Annotated in this window: 18 protein-coding genes and 2 pseudogenes; 11 read left to right on the top strand and 9 right to left on the bottom strand. The window is 69.2% G+C overall.

The features are described 5' to 3' along the window. Positions 1 to 14: 14 nt before the first annotated feature. Positions 15 to 962 carry a cupin domain-containing protein gene (locus RZ84_RS17415; RefSeq protein WP_241777742.1) on the bottom strand — a complete coding sequence of 316 codons (948 nt, stop codon included), beginning with the start codon at positions 960 to 962 and terminating at the stop codon, positions 15 to 17. Between RZ84_RS17415 and RZ84_RS17420 the strand changes: the two genes are divergently transcribed. Further along, complete coding sequence (locus RZ84_RS17420; RefSeq protein ID WP_043262718.1) at positions 953 to 1,837, top strand: IS982 family transposase; 885 nt, start codon at positions 953 to 955, stop codon at positions 1,835 to 1,837. The two genes, RZ84_RS17415 and RZ84_RS17420, sit on opposite strands and share 10 nt — an antisense overlap. An 11-nt stretch (positions 1,838 to 1,848) precedes the next feature. Here RZ84_RS17420 and RZ84_RS17425 read toward each other — a convergent pair whose 3' ends face one another. The 4 genes from RZ84_RS17425 to RZ84_RS41255 all read right to left on the bottom strand — a co-directional run bounded on the left by RZ84_RS17425 (position 1,849) and on the right by RZ84_RS41255 (position 3,348). After that, entirely contained in the window at positions 1,849 to 2,157 is a 309-nt protein-coding gene (locus tag RZ84_RS17425) for a hypothetical protein (protein WP_043265082.1), read from the bottom strand. A gap of 180 nt (positions 2,158 to 2,337) precedes the next feature. Then, positions 2,338 to 2,511, bottom strand: coding sequence for a hypothetical protein (locus RZ84_RS39020; protein WP_157878845.1), 174 nt, complete (start codon positions 2,509 to 2,511; stop codon positions 2,338 to 2,340). After that, entirely contained in the window at positions 2,508 to 2,873 is a 366-nt protein-coding gene (locus tag RZ84_RS17430; RefSeq protein WP_043265083.1) for a DUF6415 family natural product biosynthesis protein, read from the bottom strand. The genes RZ84_RS39020 and RZ84_RS17430 overlap by 4 nt, the downstream gene beginning before the upstream one ends. Positions 2,874 to 3,030: 157 nt before the next feature. Next, complete coding sequence (locus RZ84_RS41255) at positions 3,031 to 3,348, bottom strand: hypothetical protein (protein WP_052229982.1); 318 nt, start codon at positions 3,346 to 3,348, stop codon at positions 3,031 to 3,033. Here RZ84_RS41255 and RZ84_RS41260 point away from each other — a divergent pair. The 4 genes and pseudogenes from RZ84_RS41260 (at position 3,337) to RZ84_RS17455 (ending at position 7,842) form a co-directional block, all read left to right on the top strand. Next, positions 3,337 to 3,585: a hypothetical protein gene (locus RZ84_RS41260; protein WP_052229983.1), complete on the top strand. Its 249-nt coding sequence runs from the start codon at positions 3,337 to 3,339 to the stop codon at positions 3,583 to 3,585. The genes RZ84_RS41255 and RZ84_RS41260 overlap by 12 nt on opposite strands. 1,191 nt (positions 3,586 to 4,776) lie before the next feature. After that, a complete protein-coding gene (locus RZ84_RS17445) occupies positions 4,777 to 5,247 on the top strand; it encodes a hypothetical protein (protein ID WP_043265085.1) in 471 nt (156 codons plus the stop codon). Between the two features lie 1,296 nt (positions 5,248 to 6,543). Further along, positions 6,544 to 7,173: pseudogene (locus tag RZ84_RS17450) on the top strand (serine hydrolase domain-containing protein); the annotation flags it as partial. Between the two features lie 126 nt (positions 7,174 to 7,299). Further along, the gene (locus RZ84_RS17455) at positions 7,300 to 7,842 is read left to right on the top strand and encodes a class I SAM-dependent methyltransferase (protein ID WP_241777743.1); all 543 of its coding nucleotides are present in this window, start codon (positions 7,300 to 7,302) and stop codon (positions 7,840 to 7,842) included. A 129-nt stretch (positions 7,843 to 7,971) separates the two neighbouring features. Here RZ84_RS17455 and RZ84_RS17460 read toward each other — a convergent pair whose 3' ends face one another. Beyond that, positions 7,972 to 9,114 carry a cation diffusion facilitator family transporter gene (locus tag RZ84_RS17460; protein WP_241777744.1) on the bottom strand — a complete coding sequence of 381 codons (1,143 nt, stop codon included), beginning with the start codon at positions 9,112 to 9,114 and terminating at the stop codon, positions 7,972 to 7,974. Between the two features lie 71 nt (positions 9,115 to 9,185). Between RZ84_RS17460 and RZ84_RS17465 the strand changes: the two genes are divergently transcribed. After that, the gene (locus RZ84_RS17465) at positions 9,186 to 9,542 is read left to right on the top strand and encodes an ArsR/SmtB family transcription factor (RefSeq protein ID WP_043265086.1); all 357 of its coding nucleotides are present in this window, start codon (positions 9,186 to 9,188) and stop codon (positions 9,540 to 9,542) included. A gap of 141 nt (positions 9,543 to 9,683) precedes the next feature. Here RZ84_RS17465 and RZ84_RS17470 read toward each other — a convergent pair whose 3' ends face one another. Both RZ84_RS17470 and RZ84_RS17475 read right to left on the bottom strand, forming a co-directional pair. Beyond that, complete coding sequence (locus RZ84_RS17470) at positions 9,684 to 10,052, bottom strand: hypothetical protein (RefSeq protein WP_043265087.1); 369 nt, start codon at positions 10,050 to 10,052, stop codon at positions 9,684 to 9,686. Then, positions 10,049 to 11,053: a DUF1259 domain-containing protein gene (locus RZ84_RS17475; protein WP_043265088.1), complete on the bottom strand. Its 1,005-nt coding sequence runs from the start codon at positions 11,051 to 11,053 to the stop codon at positions 10,049 to 10,051. The genes RZ84_RS17470 and RZ84_RS17475 overlap by 4 nt, the downstream gene beginning before the upstream one ends. A 132-nt stretch (positions 11,054 to 11,185) precedes the next feature. Here RZ84_RS17475 and RZ84_RS17480 point away from each other — a divergent pair, with 132 nt between their 5' ends. The 4 genes from RZ84_RS17480 to RZ84_RS17490 all read left to right on the top strand — a co-directional run bounded on the left by RZ84_RS17480 (position 11,186) and on the right by RZ84_RS17490 (position 14,021). Next, complete coding sequence (locus tag RZ84_RS17480) at positions 11,186 to 11,929, top strand: response regulator transcription factor (RefSeq protein ID WP_347232766.1); 744 nt, start codon at positions 11,186 to 11,188, stop codon at positions 11,927 to 11,929. Then, a complete protein-coding gene (locus RZ84_RS42320) occupies positions 11,926 to 13,038 on the top strand; it encodes a sensor histidine kinase (protein WP_052229985.1) in 1,113 nt (370 codons plus the stop codon). The genes RZ84_RS17480 and RZ84_RS42320 overlap by 4 nt, the downstream gene beginning before the upstream one ends. Positions 13,039 to 13,102: 64 nt before the next feature. Continuing rightward, positions 13,103 to 13,240, top strand: coding sequence for a hypothetical protein (locus RZ84_RS39025; RefSeq protein ID WP_157878846.1), 138 nt, complete (start codon positions 13,103 to 13,105; stop codon positions 13,238 to 13,240). A 217-nt stretch (positions 13,241 to 13,457) separates the two neighbouring features. Further along, positions 13,458 to 14,021, top strand: a complete 564-nt coding sequence (locus tag RZ84_RS17490; RefSeq protein WP_157878847.1) for a hypothetical protein — start codon at positions 13,458 to 13,460, stop codon at positions 14,019 to 14,021. 209 nt (positions 14,022 to 14,230) lie between these two features. Here the strand turns inward: RZ84_RS17490 and RZ84_RS17495 are convergent, their stop codons facing one another. Beyond that, positions 14,231 to 14,986, bottom strand: coding sequence for a CbtA family protein (locus RZ84_RS17495; RefSeq protein ID WP_043265091.1), 756 nt, complete (start codon positions 14,984 to 14,986; stop codon positions 14,231 to 14,233). A gap of 20 nt (positions 14,987 to 15,006) precedes the next feature. Here RZ84_RS17495 and RZ84_RS17500 point away from each other — a divergent pair. After that, a pseudogene (locus tag RZ84_RS17500) lies at positions 15,007 to 15,557 on the top strand (histidine phosphatase family protein). Positions 15,558 to 16,414: the final 857 nt, after the last annotated feature.

Here is a 16,414-nt window from a genome sequence, read left to right on the forward strand (position 1 = left end):
GCAGTGAACATCGGCTACCTTCTACGGCTGACGGCGGCGACGTCGGCCGACACCAACTCGGTAACCAGAGCGGCGACCTGGCCGACGGGAAGCGATGAGGCTACCGCCAACTCGCCTATGGATGCGGTCCTTCCCGCAGTGAGGCGTTTGACCACGGGTAGGGCCGGGGTGGCGAACGTCCACTGCTGACCGCCTGCGTTCATGACCACTCGACCCTCGCCGTCCACCTCGTACCACGCGCCGGAGGCGGTGAGGCGGACGTGGAGGTATTCATCGGCGGGGATGCCGCCGACGAATGGCAGGGAAGGCATCGGCCGGCCCGGGTCCAGCGCTCCCCGTGCGCGGAGGAACTCCTCGATCACCCCGTCGTGCAGGGCTGCGGTGAATTCCTTCAGGAGCGCCACCAGGCGGGCCACCTGTTCCTCTCGGGAGGCAAGGTGAGGGAGGTTGGCGCGGACGATTGCCGATGCCCGCATCTGGTCCGTCACCCAGGAAAGCAGGTCGGCCCCGGTGGTGGGTTTCAGGCCGCAGGTCAGGTGCAGGGAGCGGCCTTCGGTAGCGGCAACGGCGTGCCACCAGCCGCGGGGCAGGTAGAGCATGTCGCCCGCACGCAGGACGATCTCCGCCACTGGTTCGCCGTGGGGTGGCTCGGGTGCCTCGACGTCGATCCGGAGTGGGTCGATGCGGGTGGGTTCGTGGATCTTCCACCGCTTGGCGCCTTCGAGTTGGAGGACCACCACATCGTGGTCGTCGAAGTGAAGGCCGAATCCCTCCTTCGAGGTCCATGACGCGTAGAGGTTGACCTGTACGTCGGTACGGAGGTGCCGTTCGAGGGCTTCGGCGAAGCGCTCCACCCCGCGGTGCAGGGCATCGACGGCATCCAGGACTAGATGAATGAGTCCGATGTTTGTGCTGGCCGCGACCATGGCGAAGGGCGCCCGTTGGCTCGTGTGTGACGACAAACCTAGACGCCCTTCTGGCGGCACTCTACGTGTTCATCGACGACCATGTGGCCCCTCGTCGCCGGATCGGGCGACCCCCGAAACTGACAGACGCCGAACTGCTGTGCCTGGCCGTCGCCCAGGTCCTGCTCGGCTTTCCCTCTACCCGTCACTGGATCCGCTTCGCGCACGCCCGCCTACGACACCTCTTCCGCTACCTGCCCCAGCAATCCGCCTACAACAAGCGCCTGAACGCCGCCGGCCCACTGATCTCGGCCGTGCTCCAGGCACTGGCCCAGCAGGTGCCCACCTGGCACGACAACCTGCGCCTGGTCGACTCCACCCCACTGCCGTGCGCCGCCTCCCGCCAGACAGTCAAACGCTCCGAACTGGCAGGGCACGCCGGATACGGATACTGCCCCAGCCATTCCCGCTTCTTCTGGGGCTTTCGGCTCTACCTGCTGACCACCGCGGAAGGCATGCCCATCTCCTGGTGCCTGGCCCATCCCAAGATCGGCGAACGGGAGGTGATGACCGCACTGCTGGAACGCGACCACCACCTCGTACGCTCCGGCCAAGTGATCCTCGCCGACAAGGGCTTCGCCGGAAGGGAGTTCGAGGCGTTCCTGACCGAGAGCCTGGGCGTCCATCTGGTGCGTCCGGACCGGAAGGACGAGCCCGTGCGACACGGCCGTCTCGCCCGTGTCCGCCAATGGATCGAGGCCGTGTTCGCCACACTCAAAGGCCAGCTCAGCCTGGAACAACACGGAGGCAGAACCCTGCCTGGAGTGTTCGCCCGCACCGGCCAACGACTCCTCGCACTCGCAGCAGGTGTCTGGCACAACTGGACCACCGGCGCCAAGATCAAACGATCCCTGACCGCCTTCGACCACTGAGAACATCGGACTCATTCATCTAGGGAGGCGCCCTCGTCGAGCTGGCGGTGGAGGTTGCCCGGCTCGATGCGGTGCCAGACGGCGTGGCGCTTGGAGACCACGGAGTGGGTGTAGGCGTGCTGGGGGACCTGGGTGCCGTCGTTGAACAACCGCAGCCGCGGGGGTTCGAGACGGTGCCGTGCGATGATCTCGTTGAGGTCGTCCCAGGTGAACAGCTCGGAGAAGTCGGCGACTTGGGGCCATAGGCGGTACGTGCGGCCGAACGCCTCGGCGGGGAAGTCCCCGCCGAGGCTCCGGACCGCCGCGGTGATGGCGGTCATCTTCTACGGCCCCGATCAGTCGTTGCCGTCGCCCTTGCCGGTGCCGCCCCCGTCACTCAGGCGGTCCTGGGTACGGGCGGCCTTCACCGCGTGCTTCGAGACGATCAGCTTGTCCATCTCGTACTCCCTTCTCTCTTCGGTTCTCCCGCCGAGGTTTCGGCGGGAAGTCGTTGTGGGCGCCTACGGCACCGGGTCGGTGTCGGGAACGGAGATCGGGGCGGCCAAGGCGTGGGCGCCGTCGTGTTGGACGACCAACGCCGCCAGGAGGGTCAGGCCGACGGTGGTGCCCAGCAGCCACAGCCGCTCCAACCACACGTCCAGCCGCGGGTCGCTGCCGCGGTGGCGACCCCTCACCGGTCGTCCGCGGTCTTGCGGTTCAGGCGCCGGTCGAAATGCAGCACGCACCGGGCCAGGCCCTGGAGGCGGTGGGTCGCCGAGACCAGCCCGTTGCCGGGGCCGGCCCGGAGCTGGAACTCGGCGCCGGCAATGGCCTGGCGCCAAGCGCCGCTACCCGAGCGGGGCTGTTCGTTGACGTGCTCTTTGGCCTGCTCGACCAGCGGGGCGAGGTGCCCCTTGAGCGTGTCGATCAGCTCGAGGACTTCGTCATACGGCGGCAGCGTGGTCCGAGAGCGCAAAGCGGCGGCGATGTCGGCCTGGAGCTGGTCGCTGCCGCTGCCCACGGCGGTCGGGGGCGGGGCGGTGCGAGTGGTAACCATGGTGCGACTTCTCGAAGACGGTGGTGGTCATCACCGCCGCCTGGGGCGAGGAGAGGCCGGCCGTGCGCGGCCCCTGGCGGCTGAGAAGAGTCAACCGCCGCGAGGAGAGGCAGATCCGCAAACGGTTTGCGAGGTCGCAAACCCCTTGCGGGTCAGTTCAGTTGCCGGGGACGCCAGCGCGGCCGGCGAAGGCTCGCACGCCCGAAAGGCTCCGGTCGTGGCGGAGCAGGCCGCCGGCGAGGCCCTTGACCGCACCGCGCCGGATCTCCTGTGGCGCGGCTCGCTCGGCCGCCAGCAGGGCCCGGTAGCACTGCTCGGGCTTGCCCCACTGGTCGAAGCAGCGGGCCGCATCGATGAAGAACCGCCCCTGCCGCTCCGCCGTCGGCAAGGCGCCGGGGTCGATGGTCTTGGCCAGGTCGATCGCCTGCCCGGCATCCCCGAGCAGGTAATGGACCGAGAGCTGATGCAGCAGCACCTGCTGGACCCGGTGTCGGTGCGGGCGTCGGCGGTCGTCCGGCCGGCTTTGGCGGTCGCGTCCGCTTCCCCGATCAGTGCGTTCGCGGTCTGCCGGTCTCCCATCTTCGCCGCCGTGTACGCGGCGGTCGCCAGTAGCGAACTCCCCGCGGCCAGCCGCGTGGGTTCCGGGGTGCTGCTCGCGGCCTGCACGTCCTGCGCCGCGCGCACGGCGATGTCGGTTGCGCGTGCGAGGTGACCCTGGCGCCGCCAGGCACTGGAGACCATCCGGTGGGCCTCGGCGATCGTCAACGCATCCCCGCCCATGCGCGCGGAGTTCAGCGCGCGGTCCGCGGTGATCGCCACGAGTCCGTCCTCGCCGAGTTTGATGCACAGGCGGGCGGCGATGTTGTAGAGGTCGGCGACTGCCGTGGCCGACGACTCCGCGGGCCGGAGGGCCTGGGCTTGGGCGACCTGGCCGGGCAGGGATCGGGCCAGGACGTCGTAACGGGCGGCCCGGAAGTGCGCACGGGATTCCTTCACGGCAGCAGCGACGCCGGCCGGTGACACGTCGCTGCCCTCGGGCACGCGGGCCGTGCCGTAGAGGAGGAGGTCTTCCAGCGGTGCGAGCGTGCTGGCCTCGGCCGGGGTAGCGCTGGTCAGGGGAGAAGCGAAAACCACCGCCGCAGCGGCCAGAAGTTCACGGCGTCGCACTGGGTCGTCAGCCTCCTCTGGACCAAGATTGCGGCCAACCCTAGCGGAGGCAGATCGGCGACGAGTTGATATCGGCGGTTGCTCGGAAGGCGGAGCGGTAGCGAGGAGTTGGGGCAGTGGAATGTCCAAGTCTTCGGAGATGCGGCGCAGCGTCTCCAGGCTGTTGACCGGGATCACATCCCGCTCGACCTGGGACACCCAGCTTTCTGATTTGTCGATCATCGCGGCTAAGTCCCGCTGCGGCCACCCCTTGCGTCGGCGGCCCTTGGCGATCAATTTCCCGAGCGTCAGTCTGTTCCCGGCCACTGGGTAAGCCCCCGAGGTCCCGTATCCCCACCGCGTGAGCAAGCCAGGGTACTTGCGCGAGCCCCCCGGCTGTAGAGGGCATCAGGCCGACGCACTGTGCCTAACAGGCGTATTTCCACACGCCAGTTGGATTACCTGGCGTCGCTGAATCGCGATGGCCGCATTGCGACGCGGGCAGCGGCGAACAGCGCCTTCCCCGCTCCCACGGGGGTGGGCCCATCACCGGCAGCGGCAGCCTCGGCTTGCTCGCTGCGGCACACCGCACACAGCCGCTCGTCGTCCACCGGCCGGCACAGCAGCGGCTGGAGGTGGTTGCCGGCGCACTCCCGCATCGTGGCCACGCGCGGCGCTGGGAGTCGCGGCCAGACCGCTCGGAGGCCATCAGCGCGCCGCTTTGGTCCCTTTTATTCACATTGTTAACGTGACGGGCATGTCATTCCCCGTAATGGTTTCCCCGCAGGGCCTCTGGATCCAGACCGGCCCGCTCTCCTTCAACTTCGAGGTCAAAGGCCGCGACGGCCAGTACCAGGAGGTCTCCGACGTCCCGGCACTCACGATCCCCTCCACCGCCGGCGTATGGGAGATCTCCTATCGCGCCCGCTCACGGATCCAGGCGCCCGGGCGGCAGTCGATGTCGGTCACAACAGCATTGTTCGCAAACGGCGCAGCCGGTCCTATCCCCGGCAGTGAAGCACTGAATAGTTCCCCTATCGCCGCTGGGCATGAGGAACACGATGTGTCCTTCCAGACCACCGTCGGGCAGACGTTCATGCACGCCTTCGACGGCGGTGAGGTCCTGACCCTCCACGCGTACTGCATCGGGCAGAACGGCCGGGGCGACATCGTCAGCGACGACCACGGACGCACCGGGATCATGGCGCACTGGGTGAGCAGGTTCTGAGCGTCGGTACACGCAGGTAAAGCGGGCGGCATGACGGCATCGCGCCGACGTTGCTGCCGGTGCGGCTAAGAGAACGATGGGTCGCCCGCGTCGTCGGCCTTACCAAGGGATGGCAGCCAGCCTTCCCATGCAGGCTAGCTGTGGCGCGCCCGGCGAGAGCGGCAGCTACTCGCCGATGACGACGTAACCCGACCCTTCGTAAAGCGCTTGGGCCTTACCACCTCCAGCTTTGCCGGCTTGGCTCATGCTGTTCTGATGCATCGAAGCTGCCCGCCGTTCCGGCCCGGTTCCGGGCGGTGAACGGCGGCCGTTTCAGCGCGTTCCCCGGGGAGCATCTGGGGAGTTTGGGGAGCCGCTGGGGAGTGCGGCCCCCATAAGCGCCGCAACACGGGCAACGCCCTGAAACGGCCTCCGTCGCAGGTCAGGGGCCCTGTTCAGCGATCTTGCCCCTTCCCTTCCCGCTTGGCCCGGGTAAAGAGGGGATACCCTGCCGTTCCCACAGCGAAGTACCCGGGGCGCATAGAAGCGTGTTCACCACTCGGGCGCGCGCCGAGCGCCCCCTGGGGCCCCACACGACTCGCGAGTGAAGCTCCACCTCGGGCGGCAGCTGTCTCGATCACCGCCGGCGATTTGTCACGGACCCGCGCGGCGTCGGCCGGACCGACGCCCGGGGCAGCGAGTTCTGAGGCGACCCGATCACCGCGGAGATCATTTCGACTAGGCCACACCACCTTGCATCCGCAATCCGGCTGCAAGGGCAGGGCCGCGAAGGCCACGCTTCTCCATCAATCGTCAGCCGGAGCAGCGGCGAAACGCGCACCACGGACCGCCGTGCCCTAACCGTGCCCACCAGCCCGGCCAACACCGGTCACGAGGGGTGCAACGGGACACCATCGGACGCCCAAGAACAACGGCATTTCCCCAGGTCAATGACCATATGGCCGCGCCAGCCCCCGTTGATTCCCAAGCTCAGAGCGCGGGTTCGATTCCCGTCACCCGCTCCATGCGTGAGCCCCAGGTCAGTGGCCTGGGGCTTGTTCGTTGTCTAGACCATTTTTGGGCCGCGCCGCGTGCCGTTCGCGTGCCATAAGCGCCTACTAACGCACCGAGTTGGGAGCCGCAAGCCCCTCCCGAGCAACCTGATCAGTGGTCATCTCGAATTGCGAGATCGGCTTTCTGTGCCCTGCGTCACTCCTTGCCTTGGAGTCGGTTCCGATGCAGTTGCGAAGACACCTTCGCGCCGTCGCTACTGCCATGACCGTATAGGTTCGCCGGGTTGGTGCTCATGGTCCTCGTGCCGGACAGCGCCTCGACCATCTCGCCATGGAACGGACCTGGCAGCCGCTGGGCATGGACTCCACCCGCTTCGGGCCGCTGCCGACCGAGATCGCGGCACGATGTGCACCGACCGAGCTGGACCAGGACACCGACACCCACCTCAAGGGCGTCGCCCACGACTTCTCCGCCCGGATTCTGGGCGGGGTGTGCGGCATCGCCGGCGCCTTCACCGTTCTCGACGGCCTCACTGTCTTCCTGTGCTACATGCTGGACACCGCCACCGGGCGGGCGGAATTCGACTCCGCCCGGACCGCGGAATCGCTGACCGTTCAAACCCGCGGACTGGAGCCCGGACGCGGCCTGTTCTGGCATCCCGCCCCTGGCACTTCCCCCGCCGCCGGCATCTGGGTCCATTACGGCTTCACCGGCACCGGCATGTGGATCTCACCCCGGCAAAGGCGCTGGGCCGTGCTGCTGACGAACAAGCTCTACTACACCCGGGACCGCCAGCCCCTGACTGACGTCCGCAAGCCTTCCGCGAACTTGTCTTCGGCTGACGCAGCAGCTGTGGCCGTGTCCGGCAGGCATCGCGTCCAGTCGGCCAGCGACGTCAGCCCTGGCCCCCGTCCCTGCTGCCGGGAGCCGTAGCGCGCGGTCACTCGCCGAAGCCATCTGCAGACTCGTCCGCTGCGAGGGGAAGGTTCATGGCCAAGACGGTCTCGCATCCGCTGTTCGCTCGCCTGTATCCCCGTATCAACGCCCATGCGGAGGCGCATGGTTCGCTCGAACACCGCCGGGAGTTGTTGGAGGGGGTGCGGGGCCGGGTGGTGGAGGTGGGCGCGGGCACGGGCGCGAACTTCCGGCACTACGGGCCCGGGTGTCGAGCAGGTGATCGCGGTGGAGCCGGAGCCCAGGCTGCGTGCACTGGCCGAGCGGGCCGCGGAGGCGGTATCCATGCCCGTTACCGTTCTTCCCGGCCGGGCGGAGGAGCTGCCCGGCGGGGACGGTAGCGCCGATGTGGTGGTGGCTTCATTGGTCCTGTGCACGATCGCCGATGTTCCCGCTTCGCTGTCCGAGGTCGCGCGGGTGCTCAAGTCGACCGGCGAGCTGCGTTTTTACGAGCATGTCCGTTCCAGCCGCTCCGGTTTCTTCCGGTTGCAGCGGCTGCTGGACCCGCTGTGGCGGCGGCTGGGATGCGGTTGCCATCTGACGCGGGAGACCGAACGGGCCATCACCGACGCCGGGTTCACCATCGAGCACCCGGCGTCGCCGTCCGTCATCGGCATCGCCCGACCGCCGGGCTGCTCGGCGCGGTAGCGGGGGACGGGGCCGACGAGGGGGCGTGGGCTGCCGGGGAGATGCGGGCGTCCTGCCAGGGAGATGGCCGGTTCGCGCCCGCGCCCGGCCCGGATCCGCTCGGCCACAGTCGTGCGGGCGGTCTGTGTGTCACACCGCGGTGTGGTGGGCGAGCAGCGCGTGCGGGTCGTCTCCGTGGGCGGTGTGGTCGGTGTGCACGGTGGCGGCGGTCAGCCTCGGGACGGCGTGGATGAGGGAGTGCTCGGCGGCGACGGCAAGTTGGTGGGCGTTGATCACGCTGAGGTGGGGGTCGACGACGATGTCCGCCTCCGCGCGCAGGGCGTGACCGATCCACCGCATGCGGACCTGGCCGACGTCCAGCACGCCGTCGACATCGCGCAGGGCCTGTTCCGCAGCGTCGACCAGCTTCGGATCGACCGAGTCCATCAGGCGGCGGTAGACCTCGCGGGTCGCGTCCTTGAGCACCATCAGGATCGCGAGGGTGATCAGCAGGCCGACGACCGGGTCGGCCCAGCGCCATCCCAGCGCGGCGCCGCCGGCGCCGAGGAGTACGGCGAGAGAGGTGAAGCCGTCGGTGCGGGCGTGCAGGCCGTCGGCGACCAGGGCGGCGGAACCGATCTTGCGGCCGGTGCGGATGCGGTAGCGAGCCACCCATTCGTTGCCCGCGAACCCGGTGAGCGCGGCGAGGGCGACGGCCCAGAGGTGGGTGACGTCGCGCGGGTTCAGCAGTCGGTCGACCGCCTCGTAGGCGGCCAGGGCGGAGGAGGCGGCGATCGTGAGCACGATGGCGATGCCCGCCAGGTCCTCGGCCCGGCCGTAGCCGTAGGTGTACCGGCGGTTCGCCGCGCGCCGGCCCACTACGAAGGCGATGCCCAGGGGTATGGCGGTCAGGGCGTCGGCGGCGTTGTGAATGGTGTCGCCCAGCAGCGCCACCGACCCGGATACGGCGACGATCGCGGCCTGGATCACGGTGGTCAGTCCGAGGATGCCCAGGGACAGCCAGAGGGTGCGCATGCCCTCGCGGGAGGTCTCCATGGCGGAGTCGACCTTGTCCATGGCCTCGTGGCTGTGCGGGGTGACCATGTGCGCGAGCTGGTGCCGCAGCCGCGCCCAGCCTCCGCCCTCGTGGTCGTGGTCGTGGTCGTGGCTCTGATCGCCGTGGTGGTGATGGGCGTGATCGCCGTCCCCATGCGGGTGGCCGTCACCACCGGTACCGCCATGGCCGTGGTGGTCGTGGGTGTGTGGCTGGTGGGTGTGGAACTGCTCGCTCACGGTGCACCTTTCACGGACGGCTGGTGCGGGTGGACTGGACGTCGGCCCTGCGACCCCACCATTATGTGCACATGAATGCACGCATGCATCTATCAGGTGCGCATGCCTCGCAGGAGCCAGACGAGGGCGAACGCATCGCGGTGGCCGCGGAGGTGCTGGGGTTGCTCGCCGACCGCACCCGCCTGGCCCTGCTACGGCGGCTCGCCGCGGGCGAGGCCGACGTCACGACCTTGACCGAGGCCACCGACGCGACGCGGACCTCGGTCAGCCAGCACCTGGCCCGACTGCGGCTCGCGGCGCTGGTGACCACCCGCAAGGAGGGCCGGCGGGTGGTGTATGCCCTGCGGCACGGGCATCTGCGCCGCCTGGTCGACGAGGCGCTGAACGTCGCAGACCACCAGATCGGCCATCTGCCACCCCATGACTGACGGCCGCACGCGGAGCTGCCGCAGGCGCTGGCTGCTGCACATCGTCACGTACTGACGCCGGGACGGGAGACAGGGCCGTCCGCCGCCCCGTCCAGGGCGCCTGACGATCAGTACAGGTAGGCGATCAGTTCAGGTAGGCGATCAGTACAGGTAGACGTCGACGAGCAGGGCCGCCGCGGCAGCCAGGAGTGCGTGACGGATGCTGGTGCGGGTCGGCTGGGTGGCGAGGGGTCCGAGCCCGTAGGCGAGTGCTGCGGCGGCGAGGGTGAACACTGCCGATCCGGTGTCCTGCCAGCTGACCGGGAAGACGGCCACGGGTGCGTCGGTGAAGAAGTGTTCGCCGTGGGCGGTGTGCAGGATGGCGTTCCAGGCGATCGGCCCGGCGGCTGCGGCGAGCGCGCCGGTGACGGTGACGGCGCGCCGGCGGCCTCGCACGAGTAGGGCGAGGAGGAAAGCGGCGAGGGCGGCCGACAGCGCAGCGCCGTAGCCGATCTGGCCCCAGTCGATCATGACGCGGGCGCCAGCGCGGTTGCGTCCAGGGCCGGGCGCAGTGCCTTGGCCAGGGTGACTCCGTCGGCGGTGGCCCAGAAGTGCAGGTAGAACAGGCGTGGGTGCTCGTCCAGGGAGTGGTTGTGGAGCTCGACGATGTCGATGTTGCCGTTGCGGAGCGCCTGGATGACCTTCTGTACCTCGGGGGCGGTCATGACGAAGTCGCCGTTGATGGCGGCCTTGTTGCCGCCGAGGGGCTGGAAGTTGATGCCGGTGGTCAGGCCGAGGGCGGGCGGAAGCACGTGCTCCCCGTCGTTGATGGTGTTCTTGCGGGCGACGGTGAACTTGTAGATGCCGCCGTCGGCGGTGCCCTTGCGGCCGAGTGCCTTGTCGATGCCGGCGGTGTCCAGGGCGATCGGCGGCTGGGTGGACGGGGGCGGCGAAGCAGGCGGGATGCCAGTCGCGGCGAGGGCGGACTTCAGCCCCTTGGCGAGTTTCACCGGGTCGCCCATGGCGTGGACGTGCGTCCACCAGATCGCCGGGGACTGCTGGAGCAGGTGCTTGTGCAGGGCGGTCTGCTCGATGCCGGCGGCCTGCAACGCATCGGTGACCTTGGGCAGTTCGTCCTCGGTGACGACCAGGTCGCCCATGAGCATGGTCGCGTGCGGGTACTTGGCGAACGTCGCGTAACCGCCCAGGGACAGGCCCGGCTTGACGGTGACGCCCTCGGTGGTGACCTTGAGGTCCTTGCGGGGCAGCGGGATGCGGTAGACGGTGCCCTTCATCAGCGTTCCGGTGCGGCCGAGGGCGTCGGCGACCGGCTTCCAGTCCGCCTCCTTGGTCTGCACGGGCTGCTGGAGGTGGGGGTTCCGGGAGGCGGCCTGCGCCGCGACCGCGGTCGTACCGCCGGCGCCGTCGCTTCTCGTCTGGGTGCCGCAGCCGGTCAGCAGGCCGGCGCCCGTCACCAGGAGAAGCGCGGCCGTGGTCCCTGCGGCCGGCTTGGTGAGCGAACGGGGTGACATGACCACTCCTCATCGAGATCGTTGTCGAAGTCGAAGGTGCCTGTGTGGCCACAGAAGCCGCCGCGGATGAAGCTGGCATGAAGATCCACCCGCTCGGATGCCTTCATGCCACCTTCATCAGCGGCAAGGATCGTGAAAGGCACGACGTACGCGGCAACAGCGGACGAGGACGGTGCGATGCGGATCCTGGTGGTCGAGGACGAGCCCAAGATGCGGGACCTGCTGCGCCGGGCCCTGACCGAGGAGGGCTATGCCGTCGATATGGCCGCCGACGGCCCGCAGGCCCTCGCCCTCACCGACGTGGCCACCTACGACGCGCTGGTGCTGGACGTGATGCTGCCCGGCCTGAACGGCTTCGAGGTCTGCGCGACCCTGCGCAGACGCGGCACCTGGCTGCCCGTGCTGATGCTCACCGCCAAGGACGCCGTCGCCGACCGGGTGCGCGGCCTGGACGGCGGAGCGGACGACTACCTGACCAAACCGTTCAGCCTGGAGGAACTCTTCGCGCGACTGAGAGTGCTGATCCGCCGTGGCCCGTTCGAACGTCCGGCCATCCTCGCCGCCGGCGACCTGTCCCTGGACCCGGCCACCCGGACGGTGCGACGCGGCGACGAGGAGATCCCCCTGACCGGCAAGGAGTACGCCCTCCTGGAGGCGCTGATGCACCGGCCCGGCACCGTGCTGACCCGCGCCATGCTCGTCGAGCACTGCTGGGACCTGGGCACCAGTCCCGGCTCCAACGTGGTCGACGCCCACATCAAGGCCCTGCGCGACAAGATCGACCGCCCCTACGGCACCCGGGCCGTCGAGACCGTCCGCGGCGCCGGATACCGGATCCGTCGCGACGGCGGACGCACCCCCACCCACAGGTCATGAACCGCATCCCGCTCCGCATCCGCCTCACCGCGATCTTCGCCGCCGTGATGGCCCTGGTCCTGACCGGCGCCGGCTACCTCACCCTCAGCCGCTTCCGCGAGTCCCAGAGCGAATACGGCCCCGTCACCGGCATCGCCCGCCAGGCCCAGCAGGAAGCCCTCGACGACCTGCTACGCGAACTGCTCACCGCCCTACCCATCGTCTTCATCCTTGCCACCATCGGCGCCTACCTCCTGGCCGCCGCGGCCCTGCGCCCGGTGGAACGCATGCGCACCCAGGCCGCCGCCGTCACCGAGGACACCCCCGGCCACCGCCTCGACGTCCCGCCCAGCCGCGACGAGATCGCCCGCCTCGCCACCACCCTCAACGACATGCTCACCCGCCTCCGGACCGCCCTCGACCACGAACGGCTCTTCGTCGCCGACGCCAGCCACGAACTGCGCACCCCACTCAGCCTGCTGCGCACCGAAATCGAACTCGCCCTACGCCACCCCCGCGACGCCACCGAGCTACGCGCCGCCCTCCTCTCCGCCCACGAGGAGACCGAACGGCTCGTCCAACTCGCCGAGGACCTCCTACTCCTGGCCCGCACCGACCGCCGCGACACCACCCCCGCCGCGGCGGCCGTGCCCGACCTGGCCCGGCTCCTGCACCGCGTCGCCGCCCGCCTGCGCAACGGCTCCCCCAGCAACGTCATCACCGTCGGCTGCCCCGTCGGACTGACCGCCGCCGTCCCACACGACCGCCTGGAGCGAGCGGTGACGAACCTGATCCACAACGCCCAGCAGCACGGCCACGGCCCCGTGGAAGTCACCGCCCGCCCCTACGACAAGCCGGCACACAACAAGCAAGCCCACCACCAGCAGGTCCGCATCGAGGTCCGCGACCACGGCCCCGGCTTCCCGCCCGACTTCCTCCCGCACGCCTTCGACCGCTTCACCCAGGCCGACCGCTCCCGCGCCACCACCGGCACCGGCCTCGGACTGGCCATCACCGCCGCCATCACACGCGCCGCGGGCGGCGAGTACGGCGCCTACAACCATCCCGACGGCGGCGCCGTCGTATGGATCGCCCTCCCCGCCCTCCCACGTCCGCCCAGGTGCGCTTGATGCACTCCAAGCGCCATGCAACCCCCCGGGCGAAGGCCGGGACCCGTCGTACGGAATTCTGTCCATGGTCGCCGAAGTGGTGTTCATCGACGCCTTCATCACCTGGTACGGCGCCGAGAAGACGCCTAAGCCGGCCGCTTCAGTCGGCCGCTCACTCCGCCCGAGCGCGTTCGGTAGCCACCGCGGTACGGCGGGGCGGTGATCCAGGACCGTTCCCACGGGCTCGGTGCGCGGGCGACGCGGCCCGTGGATGGGGTGGTGACACCGAGCGAAAACGAAAGCGTGGCCCTCCACAAGCGACAGGCAATCCGCTGGCCGGTGCGGACCGTACGTAAGGGTGTATCGAAATCTGCAATATGGCGCATTCCAGGAGGCTGCCAATGAACGCGCCAGCACTTCGGCGCGGTGCCGCCACCGTCATGGCCACCGCCATCGCCAGCACCGCCGGCGTCGCCCTTGCCGTACCCGCCAGCGCGACCACGTCCTACGGTCACCCGCACCAGAAGGTCATCGTGATCGTCGTGAAGGAATCGCGCGAATGCAGGGACGTCAAGGTCGTCAAGGTCGTCATCATCAAGAAGGACCGCAAGGTCGTCATCATCAAGAAATTCCTGCGTTGCGACTTCCGGAGGCATCACGATTACTTCGCCAAGGCAATATTCTTCGAGCACGAATTCCACAGAACGCACAAGGTGTTCAAGATCAAGGCACCGGACCGCGGGACCATCCCGCTCGCCCCGGCGAAGGTCTCGGTCAGCACCAACCCGATCCGCGTCTCGATCAATGTGCCGCGGCCCTCGACGAACCTCACCTCCCCGTCCTCGCTCGGCAACCTCACTCCCGGGCACGTCAACGTGTCGTCCAGCGGCGTCACCGCCGGCTCGGGTGCCACCAGCCTGAGCCTGGGCACTGGCGGCATTACCGCCGGTTCCGGCTCGGCCGGCGCGAGCCTCGGCGCCGGCGGCATGACAGCGAGCCGGTGACCCGGCAGGCGGACGGGCGATCAAACCGGTCGATCGCAGGCTGCAGGACAGACCTGGAAACAGGACAGACTTGGAAACAGGGACCGTCCCACAGTCTCCTGCGGCACATGGCGCGGCCGATTTTCCTCCAGCTCGGAGGACGCGGCTCCGCTGACGGCTGTGGGCCCGCCGTTGCACACGACGGGCCCACAGCGTGTTCACCGTTCGCCTCACGCCGGCGAACTCGCTCCGATCCCGGACTGCCGCTCCGCAGCAGCCGTGGGGACCAGGACACGCTCGGCCAGATGCCCGAAGAGCAGGCCGAAGGCGGCCCACTGCGTGCACTGGATGGCCAGCGCGGCCAGGCGGAACTGCCACAGCACGGTGGCTGGGAAGTCCTCGGGCACCTCGTTGACCGCGGGCAGGAACGCATACGCCAGACCGGCCACGACGACGAAGGCCGCCGATGCCACCACGGTGGCGTACCAGTTGCCCAGCCTCGGCGCGAGGCGCCTGCCGAGGATGACCGCGGCCACGCTCAGCAGGACGCTGAACGCGATCATCAGGAAGTAGAGCGTGGTGCGCTTTCCGTTGGTGCCCGGGTCGCCCACGGACGGCGGGTTGGCCGGGTACTTCAGGAACTGCACCACGTATACGGCCCCCAAGGCGGCCATGGAGACCAGGAGCGCCGTTGCGCGGGGGCCGTAGCGGCCGATGCGCCCCAGCGCCACGCAGAACGCCAGGGCGGCGATGCCGCCCAGTGCCACACCGTAGACCAGCACACCGGTGGCGAGCCCGGCCGTGGACTGCAAGCTGCGACTGACCAGTTCCTCGCCGTGGTCGTGGCTGTGGGCCGACTCGAAGGCGATGGCCGCGTCCACATGGGGCTCGCCCACCAGATAGGGCACGACCAGAGCAAGAAGGCCGGCGCCGAGCCCGGCGAGCATGCCGCGTAGGAGCAACGCCCGTACGGAAACGTGATTCACGAGCGCTCGTATCCCCGGCGATGAACCCGGCCATACGGCAACTGCGGTTCGACGACGGCGTCTCCCTGGACCCCACCGGACTACGGCAGGCACGCGGCGCGGCGAACTCACTCCCCACAGCCGACCGTTACCTGTGCGCCCCCAGCCCCGCGCTGCCGCGAGACGGCCCGAGCCCTCGGACTCGACGCGCTCCTCCCGGCAGCCGAACTGCGCGGGATCTGGACGTGGGGGAACTGGCAGGGCCGGACGCTGGACGAGGTGGCCACGGCACAATCCCGCGCCGTGGCCGCCTGGCTGGCGGATCCGACAGCCGCGCCACACGGGGGGCGAGTCGACAGCGGCGCTGAGCGACCGGATCGGCACCTGGCTGGAGGCGCAAGGGGCCGAGGGCGGCCGGGTCCTCGCCGTCGTCGAACCCGCCGTCGTACGTGCAGCGGTCGTGTACGCACTCGACCTGCCGCCGGCCGTCTTCTGGCGGCTCGACGTGCAACCGCTGTCACTGACCGCGCTCACCGGCCGCTCCGCGCGATGGAACCTCCACTGCGGACAACCGCTGCGCTCCGCCCCCTGACCGCAACCACCTCAAACACCACCCGGGGGCAAGCTCAGCGGCTCAGGGTGATCGCGGCACCTATCCCGCCGAGGCCCAGGGCGAGGGTGGTGGGGAACCAGCCGCCCTTCTTCGGCTTCGAGCCGGAATGCACCGCCCCCACCGTGCTGCGGCCTGCGCAATCACCCCTTCCCCCCGGGGACGGCACCACCTGCGAACGATAAATCCCTGACCCGCTTCGGATCGTAGGTACTAACAGAAGGACCGTTTCCGACAGTGAGAGGAGGCGTCCGATCGCCTGGCCAACCGACGGAAGCATCTGGAGTCGCCATGAACTCCACCGAGGTCGCCCCAAGAGGACTCTCCGGGCGCGATGAAGATGCCTGTGCTCAGCACCACCTGAGGTCTTGGCAGTCGCGACGGCGGCCGGGCGCCTCCGGGGCGACACAGCCACTACCGTCCGTGTGCCCGTGAGTGCGCTGAGGGAAGCGGGGCACGAGTTGACAGGTCAGGCGGCCTGGTTGTGGTACCGCCGTAGGTCTGCGCGGATGTGCCGTCATGATGCGGCCCTTGTGGGCGGTGCCGTTACACGCCGGTGCTCCGACAGCCCCTACACGTCCCGTGGAGGTGCGGAGTATCGTCGATTTTGTCCGGATGCGCGACCCGCATCCCAGCGGGACGCGCCTAGACCCGCACCAGAGTTGGATTGGGTCGACATCATGACTCGTAGATCAGTTACGGATTCCTCGAAGTGGACTCGCCGCCGTCGCGTCACCATCGTGTTGGTGGCTGCTGCCACAGCCGCAAGCCTCTCCACGGCAGGCGCGTGGGCCGGTGGCGGACACGGCGGATACGGCCGGGACTCCGGGGAGCAGGGG

The sequence above is a fragment of the Streptomyces sp. CT34 genome, from assembly GCF_000805335.1.
Classification (GTDB): domain Bacteria; phylum Actinomycetota; class Actinomycetes; order Streptomycetales; family Streptomycetaceae; genus Streptomyces.

Coding starts and splice junctions, on each gene's coding strand:
- RZ84_RS17455 (WP_241777743.1), top strand. CDS start 7,300: ATGGTTCGCTCGAACACCGCCGGGAGTTGTTGGAGGGGGTGCGGGGCC.
- RZ84_RS39025 (WP_157878846.1), top strand. CDS start 13,103: ATGGTCGCCGAAGTGGTGTTCATCGACGCCTTCATCACCTGGTACGGC.
- RZ84_RS17465 (WP_043265086.1), top strand. CDS start 9,186: ATGAATGCACGCATGCATCTATCAGGTGCGCATGCCTCGCAGGAGCCA.
- RZ84_RS17475 (WP_043265088.1), bottom strand. CDS start 11,053: ATGTCACCCCGTTCGCTCACCAAGCCGGCCGCAGGGACCACGGCCGCG.
- RZ84_RS17425 (WP_043265082.1), bottom strand. CDS start 2,157: ATGACCGCCATCACCGCGGCGGTCCGGAGCCTCGGCGGGGACTTCCCC.
- RZ84_RS41260 (WP_052229983.1), top strand. CDS start 3,337: ATGCAGCAGCACCTGCTGGACCCGGTGTCGGTGCGGGCGTCGGCGGTC.
- RZ84_RS42320 (WP_052229985.1), top strand. CDS start 11,926: ATGAACCGCATCCCGCTCCGCATCCGCCTCACCGCGATCTTCGCCGCC.
- RZ84_RS17445 (WP_043265085.1), top strand. CDS start 4,777: ATGTCATTCCCCGTAATGGTTTCCCCGCAGGGCCTCTGGATCCAGACC.
- RZ84_RS17430 (WP_043265083.1), bottom strand. CDS start 2,873: ATGGTTACCACTCGCACCGCCCCGCCCCCGACCGCCGTGGGCAGCGGC.
- RZ84_RS17470 (WP_043265087.1), bottom strand. CDS start 10,052: ATGATCGACTGGGGCCAGATCGGCTACGGCGCTGCGCTGTCGGCCGCC.
- RZ84_RS17490 (WP_157878847.1), top strand. CDS start 13,458: ATGGCCACCGCCATCGCCAGCACCGCCGGCGTCGCCCTTGCCGTACCC.